Below are 15,043 nucleotides of genomic sequence, written 5' to 3'. Positions count from 1 at the left end.
CTCGTTCTGCTGAGTTCACTACGTCAGTGTCGAGGAGCGTGCAGCGTCGAACAAGTCTTGTATTTCGCTACCGGGCCGTGTTTTTCTGGAGCAGGAAGAGTTAGGCGCTGTGGCGGCCGAAGGCTGGGAGTATCGACTCACCGGCTAGCCCGCCTGCTCAGTCGGCGACCGCGCCGCTGGTGAGGTTCACCGCGGTCGCGGTGATCGACCGGGCATGATCGGAGGCGAGGAAGGCCGCGGTGGCTCCCGCCTCCGCCAGCGAGGGGAGCCGTTTGAGCATGGTCTCCTGCTCGATGCCGGCCAGGTCAGCTTCGGCGGTGTCGCCGCTGAGCCGGGAGAGCGGCACCAGGTCGCCGTCGCTGAACATGAACAACGAGTCGTACGCCGCGGCGCCCAGCACCGATTCCCGGAACCCGCCCGTGCGTAGCCAGCAGACTCGCACCCCGTGGGGGCCGAGTTCGGCGGCCCACTGCCGGTAGAGACCTTCGACCGCGTGCCAGGTGATGGCGGTGCTACCGAGTTCGGGGAAGGGCGGCCCGTATCCGGTCACCGTCATCACCGCGCCCGAGCCCTGCTGGACGATGTGGCGGGCGCAGGCCCGAACGGTGTAGAGGTGGGTCCGGAGGGCGTAGTCGACCGGGCCGAGCACATGCTCAGGCGGCAGTTCAGACAGCGGCGCGCCCTGGACATCGCCGTAGGAGATGGCGTTGAAGGTGATGTCGAGGCCACCGGCGTCGGCGGCGAGCGCCGCCACCTGTTGGTCCACCGCCGATTCATCCGTCGCGTCGACGGCGACCGCCGTGGCGTCGCCGCCGGCGTCGGTGATGTCGTCGGCTACCCGTTGGAGCTTCTCGATGGTACGGCCACCGAGGTAGACCTTCGCGCCTTCCTGTGCGAACGACCGGGCGACCGCGCTCCCGACGAAGCCGCCGGCGCCGAAGACCACCGCGACCTTGCCCTTGAGGATCATGCCTGGGCCGCCTTCTCGCCGAGGCTCGCCCGTCGGACGCCGAGCCGCTGGCCGAAAGACCGAACCAGCAGCCGCAGGATGCTCCGGATCCCCATACCACTCGCGATGACGAAGTCATCGTGGACATACACGCCCGGCTTGGCCTCGGCCGCGCGGGCCGCGTCTCGAACCGTGCGTAGCTGCGCCATCGTCATCTGCAGCGGCGGCTCGTCGGGTTGGTACTTTGTGCCGAGCGGATAGTCCCGACCGGGCATGCGCGACATTTCGATGTGGCAGCCCATGACATGGGTGACCGGGCGTGCCTCGGCGAATTCGACCAGCCGGTCCAGGCTCGCCACGAATGCTGGCATGTCGAACCCGTACAGCCGGCCCGGATAGACCGAATCGCCAGTGAGCAGAAAACCCGTCCACGGGTCGAAGAACGCCAGCGAGGTCGGGTGATGGCCGGGAGCGCCGACGAGGTCGAGGACGCGTCCGCCAAGATCGAAGCTGACCACCTGCTCCGGCCAGTCAGCTATGCCGAAGAACGACTGCACTGAGTCCAGGTCCGAGGGCACCACTGTGGTGAGCGGGCGGTCCGCGAACTGCTCATCACCGGCGATGTGGTCGCCGTGTGCGTGCGTGTGGGCCACCACCAGCGCGTAGTCGGCTCGGGGGTGGCTGGCCAGCCAAGCCGAGACCAGCTCGTCGACGGTCGCGCGTAAGGGGAAGGTCGCCGGGTCTTTCGTCGCACCGGTATCGAGCAGGAGCACGCGGTCGTTACCGAAGAGCAGATACAGGAACGGTGCCTCATGGCTGACGGTCATGCTCTGCCGCAGGATGTATGTGTGCTCGTCGTACCGGTGGACCTGAAGCAACGGATCGGCACTGTCTGCCTTCGACCGCGACCCGTGGATCCACCGTACGTCGAGATCTCCGGCGACCGGGCCACCACTGAAGTCCACCATCGCGCTACGTTACCGCGATTCTCCGGGCCTGGCTACGGCACGGGCCTGATTACGGCACCGGGCCTGCTACGGCAACGGTGCGAGGATGAGGCGGAGCCGGTGCGGGCCGGGGCCGAGCCGGTATCGTTCGCCCACCGAGGGTCCACAAGACCCGCTGCCGAGCCCGGTGTGCCCGACATCGAGGTTCAGATAGACGACGTCGTCTGCCACCAGGTCGGTGGTGTGCTGGGCGGCGGTGAGCAGCTCACTGGTCCAGCGCCGGGCAGTCAGCTGGTAGGTGTCCGGGCTGGACACGCGAAACCCGCCGCCGTGCTCGTCGCGGAGCTCGGCCCACCGTACGCTCATCCGGCCGCCGTTCTCCTGCGGGAAGATATAGGGGGTCTGCCACTCGTCGACCGTCCGGGTGAAGCGTCCGACCCGGGCGGCCTGCCGCGAGTCGGCGTACGCCTCGCCCGGACCGAGTCCGAACCACTCTACGGTGGATAGTGTGCCCGGCACCGCCAGCCGGACCCCGACGCGGGGCAGCGGAAAGGGAAACTCGCCGTCGGGAGTTACCGACAGCTCCAGGGCGACCGCCTGCTGGTCGGCGGTCCAGCGGTAGGTCGCCCAGAACCCGTTCCGCTGCTGGGCCGCGGCGACCCGGGTGGTGACCACGATGGCGTCGTCGTCGCGGCGCAGGTCGACGAGCCGGTGCTGCAGCCGGTCCAACCCGGCGTCGCGCCAGGCCTGGGCCAGCTTGCGGTCGCCGTAGTAGCCCTCGTCGTTGTCGGTGGGTGCCCGCCACACGTCCAGCCGCGGACCGTCGACGGCCATCCCGGCTAGGGCGCGAAGCGTCCCCCGCGCCGGGTCGAACTCGGCCGGCCCCAGGGTGTCACCGCGGCGTTTCGTGCCGGTGGGCAGCCGTCGCGGGGTGGCCGGCCGCACCATGACCTGGCCCTGACCGAGTTCGTGCCCGGCCGCCGCCCACGGCTGGTCGACGGTGAGCCGCGCGGAGATGGTCAGCCAGCTCTCCGCGCTAGTGGCGGGGAGCCTCGGCAGCGCCACCTCGACCTCCTCATCCGGCGCCAGCGGCGGGACTGGCAGCGTGCCTTCGGCTGCCGGGAGCCCTTCTTCCTCGATCACCCAGTGGTAGGTGACCTGGTCGAGGGCGGCGAAGTCGTACCGGTTGCGGATCCGGACCGAGTCGGCGTCGGTCGCCGCGATCGTCACCGGCGCGTAGACGGCGGCGAGCTCCCGCAGGCCGGGCGACGGGGTCCGGTCGGGCGAGACCAGGCCGTCGATGACGAAGTGACCGTCGTGCAACGGTTCGCCGAAGTCGCCGCCGTAGCCGAAATACTCCTGCCCGTCGGCGCTGCGGCGCCGGAGGCCGTGGTCGATCCACTCCCAGACGAAGCCGCCCTGGCAGCGGGGGTAGCGCTCGAACAGGTCCTGGTAGTCCCGCAGGCCCCCCGGGCCGTTGCCCATGGCGTGCGCGTACTCGCAGAGGATGAACGGCTTGTCGCGCCGCAGCTCGTCGGCGGCCTGCTCGTACCGGCCGACCGCGTCGACGGTCGCCAGCGGTGGGTACATCGCGCTGTACACGTCGACGTAGCGGCACTCGTGGTCGCCCTCGTAGTGCAGCGGCCGGCCGGGGTCGCGCTCCCGTGTCCACTGTGCCATCACCCGGTGGTTGTCGCCGATGCCGGCTTCGTTGCCTAGCGACCACATGATGACGCTGGGATGGTTCTTGTCCCGTTCGACCATCCGGCGCATCCGGTCCAGGTACGCCCCCTGCCACTGTGGGTCGTCGCTGGGGTTGCCGGGCCACCCTTGCCAGTCTTCCAGCCCGAACCCGTGGGTCTCGATGTCACATTCGTCGATTACCCAGAACCCGAGTTCGTCGCAGAGCTCCAGCATCGCCGGGTGGGGTGGGTAGTGGCTGGTCCGGATGGCGTTGATGTGATGGCGTTTCATCAGTAGCAACTCGTCGCGGACCACGTCCATCGGCACCGCGCGGCCGTGGTCGGGGTGGAACTCGTGCCGGTTGACACCCCGGAACAGGATCCGCCGGCCGTTGACGGTCAACAGCCCGTCGGTGATCCGGACGGTCCGGAACCCGATCCACAGCGGCACCGTCTCGGCGTCGGTGGCGAGCGTCGCCTGATACCGGTACGGCGTCTCGGCGTTCCACGGTCGTACCTGGCCGACGGCGTGGTCGGTGTTGGTGGCGGCGTCGAGCAGCCCGAGTTCGGGCACGCTGATCCGCGCCGGTGCCGCGGTCTCCACCCGCAGCGTGCCTCGCCCGGTGAGGTGGTCGTAGTCGGCGTGAACGAAGTAGTCGTCGATCCCGCCGGCCGGTCGAGCCAGCAGGGTGACGTCCCGGAAAATCCCGGAGAGCCACCACATGTCCTGGTCTTCCACGTAGCTGCCGGCCGACCATTGGTGTACCCGGACGGCGAGCAGGTTGCGCCCGCCGGGGATCAGCGCGGCGGTAGCGTCGAACTCGCTCGGCAGCCGGCTGCCGGAGGTCACCCCCAGTTCGTGGCCGTTGAGCCAGACCCGCGCGCACGAGTCGATCCCCTCGAAGCGGAGCACCGCCGGGGTGCCGGCCCAGGCGGCCGGCGCGTCGAAGTCGGTGCGGTAGTCGCCGGTCGGATTCTCGGTGGGTACGTGCGGCGGGTCGATCGGGAACGGGTAGACCACGTTGGTGTACGCGGGCTCGCCGTGGCCGTGCAGCTGCCAGTGCGCCGGCACCGGCAGGTCGTGCCAGCCGGTGTCGTCGAAGTCGACCTGCCAGAAGTCGGCCGGGGCCTCGGCGACCGTCGGCGAGAGGTGGAACCGCCAGGTGCCGTTGAGGTCGATGGCCGCTGCGTCGGATCGGAAGGCGGCGCGGGCCGGCAGGCGACCGGCGCCGGGGTCGGGCTGCGCGAGGTACGGCGTGGTCATGATCAGCAGGCTACCCATTACGAGCTGATCATGGACCTAGGTACCTGATCGGAGCCGTTCTCGGTGCCTAACCCCATGATCGCGGCGGCGGGGGAGGGCTCTGTGGTCGGCGCCGCTATGGTGGCGGGCATGGCGGAGCAGCTGGTCGACATCTTCACCGATGGCGCGTGCAGCGGCAATCCCGGCCCGGGCGGCTGGGGGGCGTTGCTGCGGTACGGCGACCACGAGCGGGAGATCTTCGGTGGCGAGTCCGGGGCGACCACCAACAACCGGATGGAGCTGTTGGCGCCGATCATGGCCTTGGAGAGCCTGACCCGGCCGGCCCAGGTCCGGGTCCACACCGACAGCACGTACGTGCGTAACGGCATCACCTCGTGGCTGCCCCGTTGGCAGCGCAACGGCTGGCAGACGGCTGGCCGGCAGCCGGTCAAGAACGCTGACCTCTGGCGTCGGCTGGCGGCCGCGGCGAGCCAGCACGAGGTGACCTGGCACTGGGTGAAGGGCCACGCCGGGCACGTCGAGAACGAACGCGCCGACCAGCTCGCCGCGAAAGGCTTGCACGAGGCACGGGGCTAGCGCGAACTGATCACGTTCGCCGCCATCGCGGTGCTCGACCTGCCCCGACCCCGGCCGCGGGGCGGCCCCGTGCGCCCTCTACCTGCCATGACAGTGATTCGACAGCGATCGGAGAGTCGGCTGCGGCATCGTCTGAACGGATCGGACTTCACCTGGGAGGGTAGCGATGCGGGTGCCGGGCGGGACCATGGCGGAGGCGCTGGCGGCCAACGGGGGACACTCGGCGGGTGGGCCCAGGGTGGTGGAGTTGGCGCTGGATTCGCTGGTGTCGACCGGCTCGCCGCGATCGGCGGGGGAGGATGCGGCGCATGTGGCGCTGCTGGCGGAGCAGCCGGGGGTCTCGCTGCCGCCGATCCTGGTGCATCGTCCGACGAACCGGGTGATCGATGGTGCGCACCGGGTCCGGGCGGCGCAGTGGCGAGGGGATCGGACGATTCGGGCGGTCTACTTTGAGGGCAGCGACGACGACGCGTTCGTGGTGGCGGTGCGCGCCAACAATGCCCACGGGCTGCCGTTGCCGGATCGGCGGGCGGCCGCGCGGCGGATCCTCATGAACTTTCCCGCTTGGTCGGACCGGGCGGTGGCGGCGGTGACCGGGTTGGCGCCGGGGACGGTGCAGTCGGTGCGGGCGCAGGGCGGTCACCAGCCGCCGGTGGCCGCCCGGGTGGGGCGGGATGGCCGGGTCCGGCCGTTGGATCCGGCGCAGGGGCGGCGACTCGCCGCGTCGGTGATCACTTCGCGGCCGGATGCCTCGCTTCGGGAGGTCGCCCGGCTCGCGGGGGTTTCGGTGGGGACAGCCCGTGATGTCCGGCGGCGGCTCCGCGACGGCGAAGAGGTGGTGCCGCGCGGCGCCCGTTCAGCCGCGGCGCCATCGGTCGCCGAGGTCCGTACGGTGTCCCTGGGCCGCGGCGGATCCGAGGCCCGGGCCGGGCGTTCGGTGACGCATCACGCCGCGGCGGCGGCCAAGGGGCGGCATGATGGCGCGCCAGCGGCGGGTCGGCACGGCGCCCCGTCGGTGGGGAACGATGAGCGCGGAGTGTTCTCGGTAATGCAGGTGCTGCAGCAGGACCCGGCGCTGCGCTACTCGGAACGCGGCCGGCAGGTGCTGCGGTGGCTCGGTGCGCACTTTGTCGATCCGGCCGATTGCCGCCAGGTGGCGGCAGAGGTGCCGCTGCACAGCAGTTACTCGATCATCGAGGTGGCGCAGGCGTACGCGGCGGCGTGGCAGTCGCTCGCCGATGAGCTGACCGGGCGGGTACGGGCGGGGTCAGGGGAACGAGAAGCCGCGTTCGAATGAGGTGATCACCTGGTCGACGAGCGCGGGCAATGGCTGCCGGAAGTCGATTGTGTACCAGTAGCGCATCACCCCGATGATCGCCCCTACGAAGCCGTGGGCGAAGACGTGGAGTTCCAGGTCGTTCGGATCGCGGCCGAGCTGTTCGGCGAACCGGCCGATGATCATTGTGGCCACTTCGTGGGCCTGGACGGCGGTGGCGGCGGCGATCGCCGGTTCCTGCATCATGTGGTGGATCCGGCGCCGCACGCGTTGCTCGTCGACCCGCATCATCTCGCCGATGGTCTCGTCCATTACTCGCCGGACGGCTTCGATCGGGGGTTGGCTGAGCAGTTCGCTGGCGATGCGTTCGATCGCGATCGGGTCGTACTCGTCCCAAAGCACGATCTGCTCCTTGGTGCCGAAGTAGCGGTAGACCGAGCTGGGGGAGACCTCGGCGGCGTCGGCGATGCGCTCGATCGGGACCTGCTGGTAGCCGTACAGGTCGAACAGCTCCAGCGCCACCTCCTGGATGCGGCGCATCGCGGCGAGGCGTTTGCGCTCTCGTAGGCCCATCTCACGATCCACGCCGCCAGCATAGCGCCCTGAAAGCCACTGTCGCTTGACAGTTACTTTCAAAAGGTGTCTACTGGATCTGGGAGTTACTTTCAGTTTGTGCGGGCGCTGCGTCCGCCGTCACCAGTACGGGAGCGTTGTCGTGAGTCAGGCGATCATGATCGACGGCCTGCGTAAGCGGTTCGGAGCCACCCAGGCCCTCGACGGGGTGGACCTGCGCGTCACCACCGGCGAAGTCCACGGCTTCCTCGGCCCGAACGGGGCTGGCAAGTCCACCACTATCCGGATCCTGCTCGGGTTGCTCCGCGGCGACGCCGGCCGGGTTACGGTGCTGGGAGGCGACCCGTGGCGGGACGCGGTGGCGCTGCATCGTCGGCTCGCCTATGTCCCCGGAGATGTGCGGCTCTGGCCGAACCTGTCGGGAGGGGAGGCGATCGACCTGTTCGGCGACTTGCGCGGGGGGATCGGCCGCCGCCGCCGCGACGAGCTGATCGAGCGGTACCAGCTCGATCCGACCAAGCGGTGTGCCAGCTACTCCAAGGGCAACCGGCAGAAGGTGGCGCTGGTCGCCGCGCTCGCGTCCGGTGTGGAGCTACTCGTCCTCGACGAGCCCACCTCGGGCCTCGACCCGTTGATGGAGACGGTCTTTCAGGAGACGGTCCGGGAGCAGGTCGCGGCCGGTGGCACCGTGCTGCTCTCCAGCCATGTGCTCGCCGAGGCAGAGAGCCTGTGTGACCGGCTCAGCATCATCCGCTCCGGGCGGATCGTCGAGTCGGGCAGCCTCGCCGAACTGCGCCACCTGACCCGTACCACCATCCGGGTGGTGACCGCGCGCCCGGTGACCGGCCTATCCGACCTGCCCGGGGTCCACGACCCGCAGGTACGCGGGAGCGAGCTGGTCTGCGAGGTGGCGAGCGACGCGATGGACCCGGTGCTGCGGCACCTGCTGCCGTTCGAGGTGCAAAGCTTGACGGCGACTCCGCCGACCCTCGCCGAGTTGTTTCTGCGGCACTATGGGGACGAGTTGGCGCAGCTCGGCACCGCCGACCTCACCACCACCGGCGGTGCGGCATGACTCACCTCACCGGCACGGGCCGACTGTTCCGGCTGGCGGTCCGGCGCGATCGGGTGTTGTTGCCGGTTTGGCTGGTCGCCATCAGCGGGCTCGCGGTCGCGGTCGTCTCCAGCGTGTCCGCCCTCTACACCAGCGCCGAGGAGCGCAGCCAGGCGGCGGCGTTCAGCGCCGCGAACGTCGCGGCGCGGATCTTCGACGGCCCGGCGTCGGGCAGCTCGCTCGGCGCCATGACCATGGTCGAGTCGTACTGGCTGCTCGCTGTGCTAGCGGCGATCATGAGCGCCCAGGCGGTGGTCCGCCACACTCGGCAGGACGAAGAGACCGGTCGGGCTGAGCTGCTCGGCGCCGCCGCGATCGGCCGGTACGCCCGGCTGGCCGCCGCGCTGCTGCTCGCGCTGGTGGCCAATCTGCTGCTGACCGGGGCGGTCGCGGGCGCGCTGATCGCCAACGACCTGCCGGTCGCGGGGTCGTTCGCGGGCGGGGCCGCGGTCGCGGCGACCGGGCTCACCTTCGCCGGGGTAGCCGCGGTCACCGCCCAGCTCTCGACCACTCAGCGGGGCGCGAACGGGTTGGCGATGGCGGTGCTCGGGGCGGCTTTCCTGCTGCGGGCGGTGGGTGACGCCGCCGGCGAGGTCGCGGCGAACCAGGTCGAGCTGGTCAGCGCCTGGCCCTCCTGGTTGTCGCCGATCGGCTGGGGCCAGCAGCTGCGCCCGTTCTACCAGGACAACTGGGAGGTGCTGGGGCTCTTCGGCGGGCTGTTTGCGATCCTGGTCGCGGTGGCTTTCGCGCTGACCAGCCGGCGCGACCTCGGCTCCGGGCTGCTGGCGGATCGCCGCGGCCCGGCCACAGCGCCGGCCGCACTGCTCAGCCCGCTCGGGTTGGCGTGGCGGCTACAGCGGGGCATCCTGCTGGCGTGGCTGGTCGGGTTGGTCATCGTCGGGGCCGCCTTCGGCGCGGTCGGCGACAGCGTCGACGACTTCGTCGGGATCAGCGACCAGTTCGAGCAGTTGATCGTCGCGCAGGCGGCCGGGGCGGACCTGGTCGATCTCTTCTTCGGCTTCCTCACCGGCTTCCTGGGGATCGCGGCGGCCGGCTACACGGTGCAGGCGTTGCTGCGGATGCGGGCTGAGGAGGCGGCCGGGCACCTGGAGTCGGTGCTTGCCACCGCGGTCAGCCGGGCGACCTGGCTCGGCAGCCACGCGCTGATCGCCGGCGCCGGGACGCTGCTGCTGCTGGTTGCGACCGGCGTCAGCGGCGCGGTCGGGTACGCGTTCGCCGCCGGTGATCTGGCGACCGGCCTGGGCATGCTGCAGGCCAGTCTGGGGCAGCTGCCGGCCGTGTTGGCGGTCGGCGGGTTCGTTGTCGCGGTCTTCGGCCTGGTGCCGCGGTTCGCGGTGGCGTTGTCCTGGGCGGCGTTGGCGGTCAGCCTGGTGATGGGCCAGTTGGGGGAGCTGCTGGAGCTGCCGCGGCCGGTGTTGAACGTCTCCCCGTTCACCCATCTGCCGCCGGTTCCGGCCGAGTCGTACGCCTGGCTGCCAGCGATGATCATGGTGGCGGTGGCGGCGGTGCTGGCGGTCGGCGGGTTGGTCTCATTCCGGCGACGTGACCTGGCGCTGGGTGCATGATCATGAGCAGGTGCCCCGGCCGGCGGGCTGCTGACGCGTGGTAGCGTCCGTTAGCCTGGATCGGTCCGTTCCGGGGTGCTTGCCCTGATCCTCCGCTTTTTCGGGAGCATGGCTGATGACGACGCTCGAGGCGATCGTGCTCGGCATCATTCAAGGGCTATTCATGTTCGTGCCGGTCAGCTCGACCAGCCACCTGGCGCTCAGCCAGCACTGGTTCGCCGCGGCCGGTTCGGAGATGCCGCCACCGGACTCCCCGGAGATGATCCTCTTCGATATCGTGGTGCACGTCGGCACCCTGGTGTCGATCGTGGTGGTGATGCGGGCCGGGCTGGCCAAGCTCCTCACCGGCGTCGGCGCGGACCTGCGGCAGGTTGCCGGCCGGCAAGGCGGCCGGCACCGGCGCCGCCGGTTCGGGGTCGCCGAGGCCACGCCGGTCGCCGCCGCGGTGCTCTCCCCGCCCCGGCCGGACTACCTCTACCTGCGGTTGGCGGCGTTGGGCATGGTCACCGTCGCGACCACCGGGGTGCTCGGACTGGTGATCCGGGCGGTCGGGACGGGTATCTTCGCGCTGCCGGCGCTGATCGCGGTCGCGTTGATCATCACCGGCGGCATTCTGTGGTGGACCGACTCGGCCGGCCCACAGTGGCGGGGCGCCCGCCAGCTGACCGTCTGGGTGGCGATCGGCATCGGCGTCGCCCAGGCCGCGGCGCTCGTTCCCGGGTTCAGTCGCAGCGGGTTGACGATCGCGGCGGCGCTGCTCTTCGGCCTATACCGGCCGCTCGCCGCCCAGTTCAGCTTCTTCGTGGCGATTCCGACGATTCTGGCCGCGATGGTGGTACAGACGGCCGATGTGCTCCGCAGCCCCGAGGAGCTCACCATCGGCCTGCCCGCGTACGCGGCCGGGTTCGTGGTGGCCGCGGTGGTGGGCGCCTTCGCGCTCGCGCTCGTGCTCAAGCTGCTCTACAAGGCGAAGTTCCGGTACTTCGCGGTCTACGTCTGGCTGCTGGCGCTCGCGGTCCTGTTCATCCAGCCACCCCACCTGGGGTGAGAACGGCGCCGCTGCGCCGGCTGCCGCAGCAGGTCCGACAGGATGTCCTGGACCGGTGCGCTGGCCGGCAGTCGCCAGCCGACCTCGGTCGGGGAGACCAGCCAGCGGACCGGCCCTTCGACCAGCCGGGTGGGCGGCGCCGGCACCCAGGAACCGCGGCCATGCCGGACCACACTGAGCTCGCCGGCGAGCTGGTCGCAGAGCGGCTCGCCGGGCGTGACCAGGAACATCCAGCGTCCAGTCGGGATGGTCGCGACCGGCCCCCGCCGCGGACCGGACCAGCGGCGGGACTCCCGCAGCAACGCCCCGAGCGGAGCGGCGATCTCCAGCACGTCGAAGGCGACGCCGGTGGGCAGCAGGACGCTATGCGGGGCGTACCGCCACCATTCGATTAATCGGGCCCGATCGACGCTGGCCGCCGGCTCCCAGTGCTCCAGCACCGGGTGGCAGGCGGTGGTGGGGCAGCCGGGCCGGCCACAGTCGAAGCGCCGGGCGCGCAGGCTGGCGCCGGGCGTGATCGGCCAGCCATTACTGGCCATCCGCAGCGCCGCGCGCCGCAGCCGTTGTCGCGTGAGAACCATGTCTTTCCCCCCAAATCAGACGCTAGCGTCCTAGCAGAGTGGCTTCTGCGTTACCGAGAGAACACGCGGTCGTTTCTCCGGAAGAGGGACACAGTTGCAACCCACACTGAGAAGTACGAGGATCGGACGAGTACCCGACGCACACCGTGTGCGACCGGCAAAGCACAGATGAAGGACAGGCCAACGACCCGAGGCGCGCCTGCCACCGAAGGAAGGTGAGTAGACGTGGAAGAGCTGCCGATCGGGCGCCGGGTAGCCTACTGGCGCAACCGGCGCCGGATGTCGCAGCAGGTCTTCGCGGACCGGTTGGGCAAGAGTAAGAGCTGGGTGGACAAGGTCGAGCGGGGTGTGCGCCGGCTGGACAAATTCTCCCTTATCCACGACATCGCCGATGTCCTGCAGGTCGAGACGAAGCTGTTGCTCGGCAGCGAACCGGACCGTCGGGACGACCGCCGGGAGGAGACCCACCTGATCGCCCGCTCCGAAGTGGTCGAAATCCGGGCCGCTCTCGAACGCTACGACCAGGTCAATCTCTTCTACCCGCCGCCCACGCCACCGCCGGCGCTCAGCGAACTGGGCAAGTCCGTCCGGCACGCCTGGCTGACCTATCAGCACGCCAAGGGCCAGACGTTGGCGAGGCTGTTACCGGACCTGCTCCGCCAAGCGCAGACCGCCGACCTGTTCTACCAGCGCACTGACCAGGCCGCCCGGGCGGCACACCTGCTCGGGCAGGTCTACCAGATCGCCTCCTCGTCACTGCGTAACCTCGGCGAGTTCGAGCTGGCCTGGCTCGCGGCCGATCGGGCGGTCGCGGTCGCCCAGCGCGCCAAGGATGAGCTGCTGGCCGGGGTGGCGACCTTCCGGGTCGGGATGGCGCTGTTGGCGATGGGGCGGGCCAGACCCGCGCTGGAGATCAACATCAGCGTGGCGAACCGGCTCGCGCCGCCGTACGGGCGGGACTCCACACCCCAGCAGCTCTCGGTCTACGGGATGCTGCTGCTGCAGGGAGCGATGGCGGCGGCCAAGATCCGGGACGGCTCGACCGCTTCCGACCTGCTCCGCGCCGCCGACGAGGCCGCCCAGTGGCTCGGCGCCGACCACAACCACTACTGGAGCTGTTTCGGCCCGACCAACGTGCTGCTGCACCGGGCGGCCGCCGCGGTGGAGATGGGGGAGGGGAAGTACGCGGTCGCCACCCACGAGCAGATCGGGGCGGACGGGTTCGCGGCGCTGGTGCCGGAGCGTCGGGTGCACTTCCTGCTCGACCTGGCCCGCGGCTGGGCGCAGGTCGGCGACGTGCAGCGGGCCGGCGAGATGCTGGTAGCCGGCGACCGGCTGGCCCCGGCCGAGCTGCGGTCCCGGCCGATCGTGCGGGAGATCCTCGGTGACGTGATGCGGCGAAGTCAGGGCACACCACCTCCGGCGGTCTGCGAACTCGCCGCACAGACGGGGGTGGGCGGGTGAACCGTCCCCGCAACGACAGCTCGGTCAGCACGCCACCGGTGCTGTACGCGGTCGCGTGTGGCTCGCCCCCCGCCGGTCACCTCGGCCACCTGGTGGCGATGGCGCAGCACGCCGGCTGGCAGGTCTGCGTGATCGCCACCCCGGACGGTCGCAAGTTCATCGACGCCGAGGCGCTGGCGGCGCAGACCGGCTACCCGGTCCGGTGCCACTACAAGCACCCGGGCGACCGCGACCTGTTGCCGCGTCCAGACGCGATAGTGGTGGCCCCGGCGACCGTCAACACCGTCAATAAATGGTCCTGCGGGATCGCCGACACGCTGGCCTTGGGCGTGCTCGTGGAGGGGTACGGCCTCGGCCTGCCGATCGTCGTGATGCCCTACACCAACACCGCGATGGCCGCACATCCGGCCTTTCATGAGAGCCTCCGCCGACTGCGGGCATGGGGGGTACGGGTCCTGTTCGGAGACGACGTGCTGCCGATGCCCGCCCCCGGCACTGGTTCCCGGCAGGCGGCGCACTTTCCGTGGCGACTGGTGCTGGCCGCGGTTGGCCCGCCGCAGCGTCGCCCCGCCAACACCGCCCGAGGGGTCGCCACCCCGACCTCCGGCCCCGCCGCGCTGCGGAACCGCAGCCACCGCGCCGGCCCGGACGGGCGGACGCTGCTGGCGCCGCCGGCGGCTCCGCGTCCGGCGCCGGCGCTGCGCCGGGGCGAACCGCTGGCTGAGCGGGCCGGCTGACCAATCGAGTGGCCGGGTCAGCCACCGGTCTGGCAGGTCAAGAATCTCGCCAGGTCGATCAGCCGGTGGGCGTATCCCCACTCGTTGTCGTACCAGCCGACCACGCGTACCAGATCGTCGAGCACTGTCGTGAGTTCGGCATCGACCACACAGGACGCGGTGGAGCCGAGTAGGTCGGTGGAGACCAACGGTGCGTGACTCACCGCCAGGTAGTCCTTCAGAATGCTCAACGACGCCTGCGTCAGCGTATGGTTTATGTCATCTGCGTTCGCTGGAGCCTGCAACCGCAGGGTGAGGGTCGCGGCGGAGACGGCGGTGACCGGAACCCGGATCGCGGTCGCCGCGACCTGGCCGGCCAGCTCTGGCAGCACCCGGTCGAGCGCGTGCCGGACGCCGGGGACGTTGGCCGGCACCAGATTGGTCGCGTTGGCTCGGGCCATCCGGAGATTGTGGTGGACACCGTCGAGCAACGGGCCGGGTCGGCTGCCGTGCGAGTAGGCGATCGAAGCGCTGGCCTTCCCCACCCCGTACGCCTGATGGAGGGGACTGAGCATTGTGGCCATGCAATAAGTGGTGCAGCAGGAGTTCGACACCACCCGGTGTTGACCGGGGTCGAAGTCGTGCTCGTTGAGCCCCATCATCAGTGAGACATCGGCGTCGGGTGAGGCGGTGGAGATGACCACCAGCGGCGCCCCGGCGATCAGGTGGCCCCGGGCGCTGTCGCCGCGGGTAAATTGTCCGGTCGCCTCGATCGCCAGGTCCACATCGTAGCTTCGCCAGTCGAGCTGGTCGGGGCGAGGCAGGTGGGTGAGCGCTACGGTCGTGTCGTCGACCCGGATCGCGCCGCGGCCGGCGCGAACCTCGCCCGGGAACGGCCCCCGGATCGAGTCGTACCGCAGCAGGTGCGCCACGGTGTCGAGGTCGGCGGTGTCGTTGGCGACGACGACGTCGACGTCGGGGACGCTGGTGTGGATGATCCGCCACAGGTTGCGGCCGATGCGCCCGACGCCGTTCAGGCCGATCCGGATAGTCATCTGTCCTCCCCGTATGGTGCGCCCACCACTTCGAACGCTGGCGATAGTACGCGCGGTAAGCAGTGGTCGCACCCTGAGTTTATGAGACGTGAGCTTTGCTATACAACCGATAAATCATTGCAAAACTCACGAATATGGACATGTTTTCCTGACTCCGGTGGGTGGGGTGGTGCCGGTAGGACCAGCCGCGGTATTCGGCCACACCCGAGCCG

The 15,043-nt window shown here is 70.2% G+C and carries 12 protein-coding genes and 1 pseudogene; 7 read left to right on the top strand and 6 right to left on the bottom strand.

Annotated features, from left to right (window positions below):
* Positions 1-157: 157 nt before the first annotated feature.
* The 3 genes from JQS43_RS16970 to JQS43_RS16960 all read right to left on the bottom strand — a co-directional run bounded on the left by JQS43_RS16970 (position 158) and on the right by JQS43_RS16960 (position 4,842).
* Positions 158-970, bottom strand: a complete 813-nt coding sequence (locus tag JQS43_RS16970) for an SDR family NAD(P)-dependent oxidoreductase (protein WP_239675378.1) — start codon at positions 968-970, stop codon at positions 158-160.
* Positions 967-1,917 (bottom strand): MBL fold metallo-hydrolase, encoded by a 951-nt coding sequence (locus tag JQS43_RS16965; protein WP_239675377.1) that lies wholly within the window; start codon positions 1,915-1,917, stop codon positions 967-969. The genes JQS43_RS16970 and JQS43_RS16965 overlap by 4 nt, the downstream gene beginning before the upstream one ends.
* 66 nt (positions 1,918-1,983) lie before the next feature.
* The gene (locus tag JQS43_RS16960) at positions 1,984-4,842 is read right to left on the bottom strand and encodes a glycoside hydrolase family 2 TIM barrel-domain containing protein (protein ID WP_239675376.1); all 2,859 of its coding nucleotides are present in this window, start codon (positions 4,840-4,842) and stop codon (positions 1,984-1,986) included.
* A 129-nt stretch (positions 4,843-4,971) separates the two neighbouring features.
* Here JQS43_RS16960 and rnhA point away from each other — a divergent pair, with 129 nt between their 5' ends.
* Positions 4,972-5,418: a ribonuclease HI gene (gene rnhA, locus JQS43_RS16955; RefSeq protein WP_420847707.1), complete on the top strand. Its 447-nt coding sequence runs from the start codon at positions 4,972-4,974 to the stop codon at positions 5,416-5,418.
* Between the two features lie 166 nt (positions 5,419-5,584).
* Complete coding sequence (locus JQS43_RS16950; protein ID WP_239675375.1) at positions 5,585-6,715, top strand: ParB/RepB/Spo0J family partition protein; 1,131 nt, start codon at positions 5,585-5,587, stop codon at positions 6,713-6,715.
* Here JQS43_RS16950 and JQS43_RS16945 read toward each other — a convergent pair.
* Entirely contained in the window at positions 6,686-7,279 is a 594-nt protein-coding gene (locus tag JQS43_RS16945; protein ID WP_239675374.1) for a TetR/AcrR family transcriptional regulator, read from the bottom strand. The genes JQS43_RS16950 and JQS43_RS16945 overlap by 30 nt on opposite strands.
* A 145-nt stretch (positions 7,280-7,424) precedes the next feature.
* On the opposite strand from JQS43_RS16945, the gene JQS43_RS16940 reads away from it, so the two are divergent.
* The 3 genes from JQS43_RS16940 to JQS43_RS16930 all read left to right on the top strand — a co-directional run bounded on the left by JQS43_RS16940 (position 7,425) and on the right by JQS43_RS16930 (position 11,015).
* Positions 7,425-8,342, top strand: coding sequence for an ABC transporter ATP-binding protein (locus tag JQS43_RS16940; protein ID WP_239679465.1), 918 nt, complete (start codon positions 7,425-7,427; stop codon positions 8,340-8,342).
* A complete protein-coding gene (locus JQS43_RS16935; RefSeq protein ID WP_239675373.1) occupies positions 8,339-9,967 on the top strand; it encodes an ABC transporter permease in 1,629 nt (542 codons plus the stop codon). The genes JQS43_RS16940 and JQS43_RS16935 overlap by 4 nt, the downstream gene beginning before the upstream one ends.
* A 115-nt stretch (positions 9,968-10,082) precedes the next feature.
* Positions 10,083-11,015: an undecaprenyl-diphosphate phosphatase gene (locus JQS43_RS16930; protein ID WP_239675372.1), complete on the top strand. Its 933-nt coding sequence runs from the start codon at positions 10,083-10,085 to the stop codon at positions 11,013-11,015.
* Here the strand turns inward: JQS43_RS16930 and JQS43_RS16925 are convergent.
* Positions 10,958-11,596: a bifunctional DNA primase/polymerase gene (locus JQS43_RS16925; protein WP_239675371.1), complete on the bottom strand. Its 639-nt coding sequence runs from the start codon at positions 11,594-11,596 to the stop codon at positions 10,958-10,960. The two genes, JQS43_RS16930 and JQS43_RS16925, sit on opposite strands and share 58 nt — an antisense overlap.
* Before the next feature lie 225 nt (positions 11,597-11,821).
* Here JQS43_RS16925 and JQS43_RS16920 point away from each other — a divergent pair, with 225 nt between their 5' ends.
* Positions 11,822-13,060: a helix-turn-helix domain-containing protein gene (locus tag JQS43_RS16920; protein WP_239675370.1), complete on the top strand. Its 1,239-nt coding sequence runs from the start codon at positions 11,822-11,824 to the stop codon at positions 13,058-13,060.
* Positions 13,057-13,617: pseudogene (locus JQS43_RS16915) on the top strand (flavoprotein); the annotation flags it as partial. The gene JQS43_RS16920 and the pseudogene JQS43_RS16915, both read left to right, overlap by 4 nt.
* A 197-nt stretch (positions 13,618-13,814) precedes the next feature.
* On the opposite strand, the gene JQS43_RS16910 reads toward JQS43_RS16915, so the two are convergent.
* Positions 13,815-14,831 carry a type I glyceraldehyde-3-phosphate dehydrogenase gene (locus JQS43_RS16910; protein ID WP_239675369.1) on the bottom strand — a complete coding sequence of 339 codons (1,017 nt, stop codon included), beginning with the start codon at positions 14,829-14,831 and terminating at the stop codon, positions 13,815-13,817.
* Positions 14,832-15,043 lie beyond the last annotated feature (212 nt).

This window comes from Natronosporangium hydrolyticum, from assembly GCF_016925615.1.
Lineage (GTDB): Bacteria > Actinomycetota > Actinomycetes > Mycobacteriales > Micromonosporaceae > Natronosporangium > Natronosporangium hydrolyticum.
Note: the sequence above shows the minus strand (reverse complement) of the source record. Positions and strands in the feature narration are given on the sequence as shown.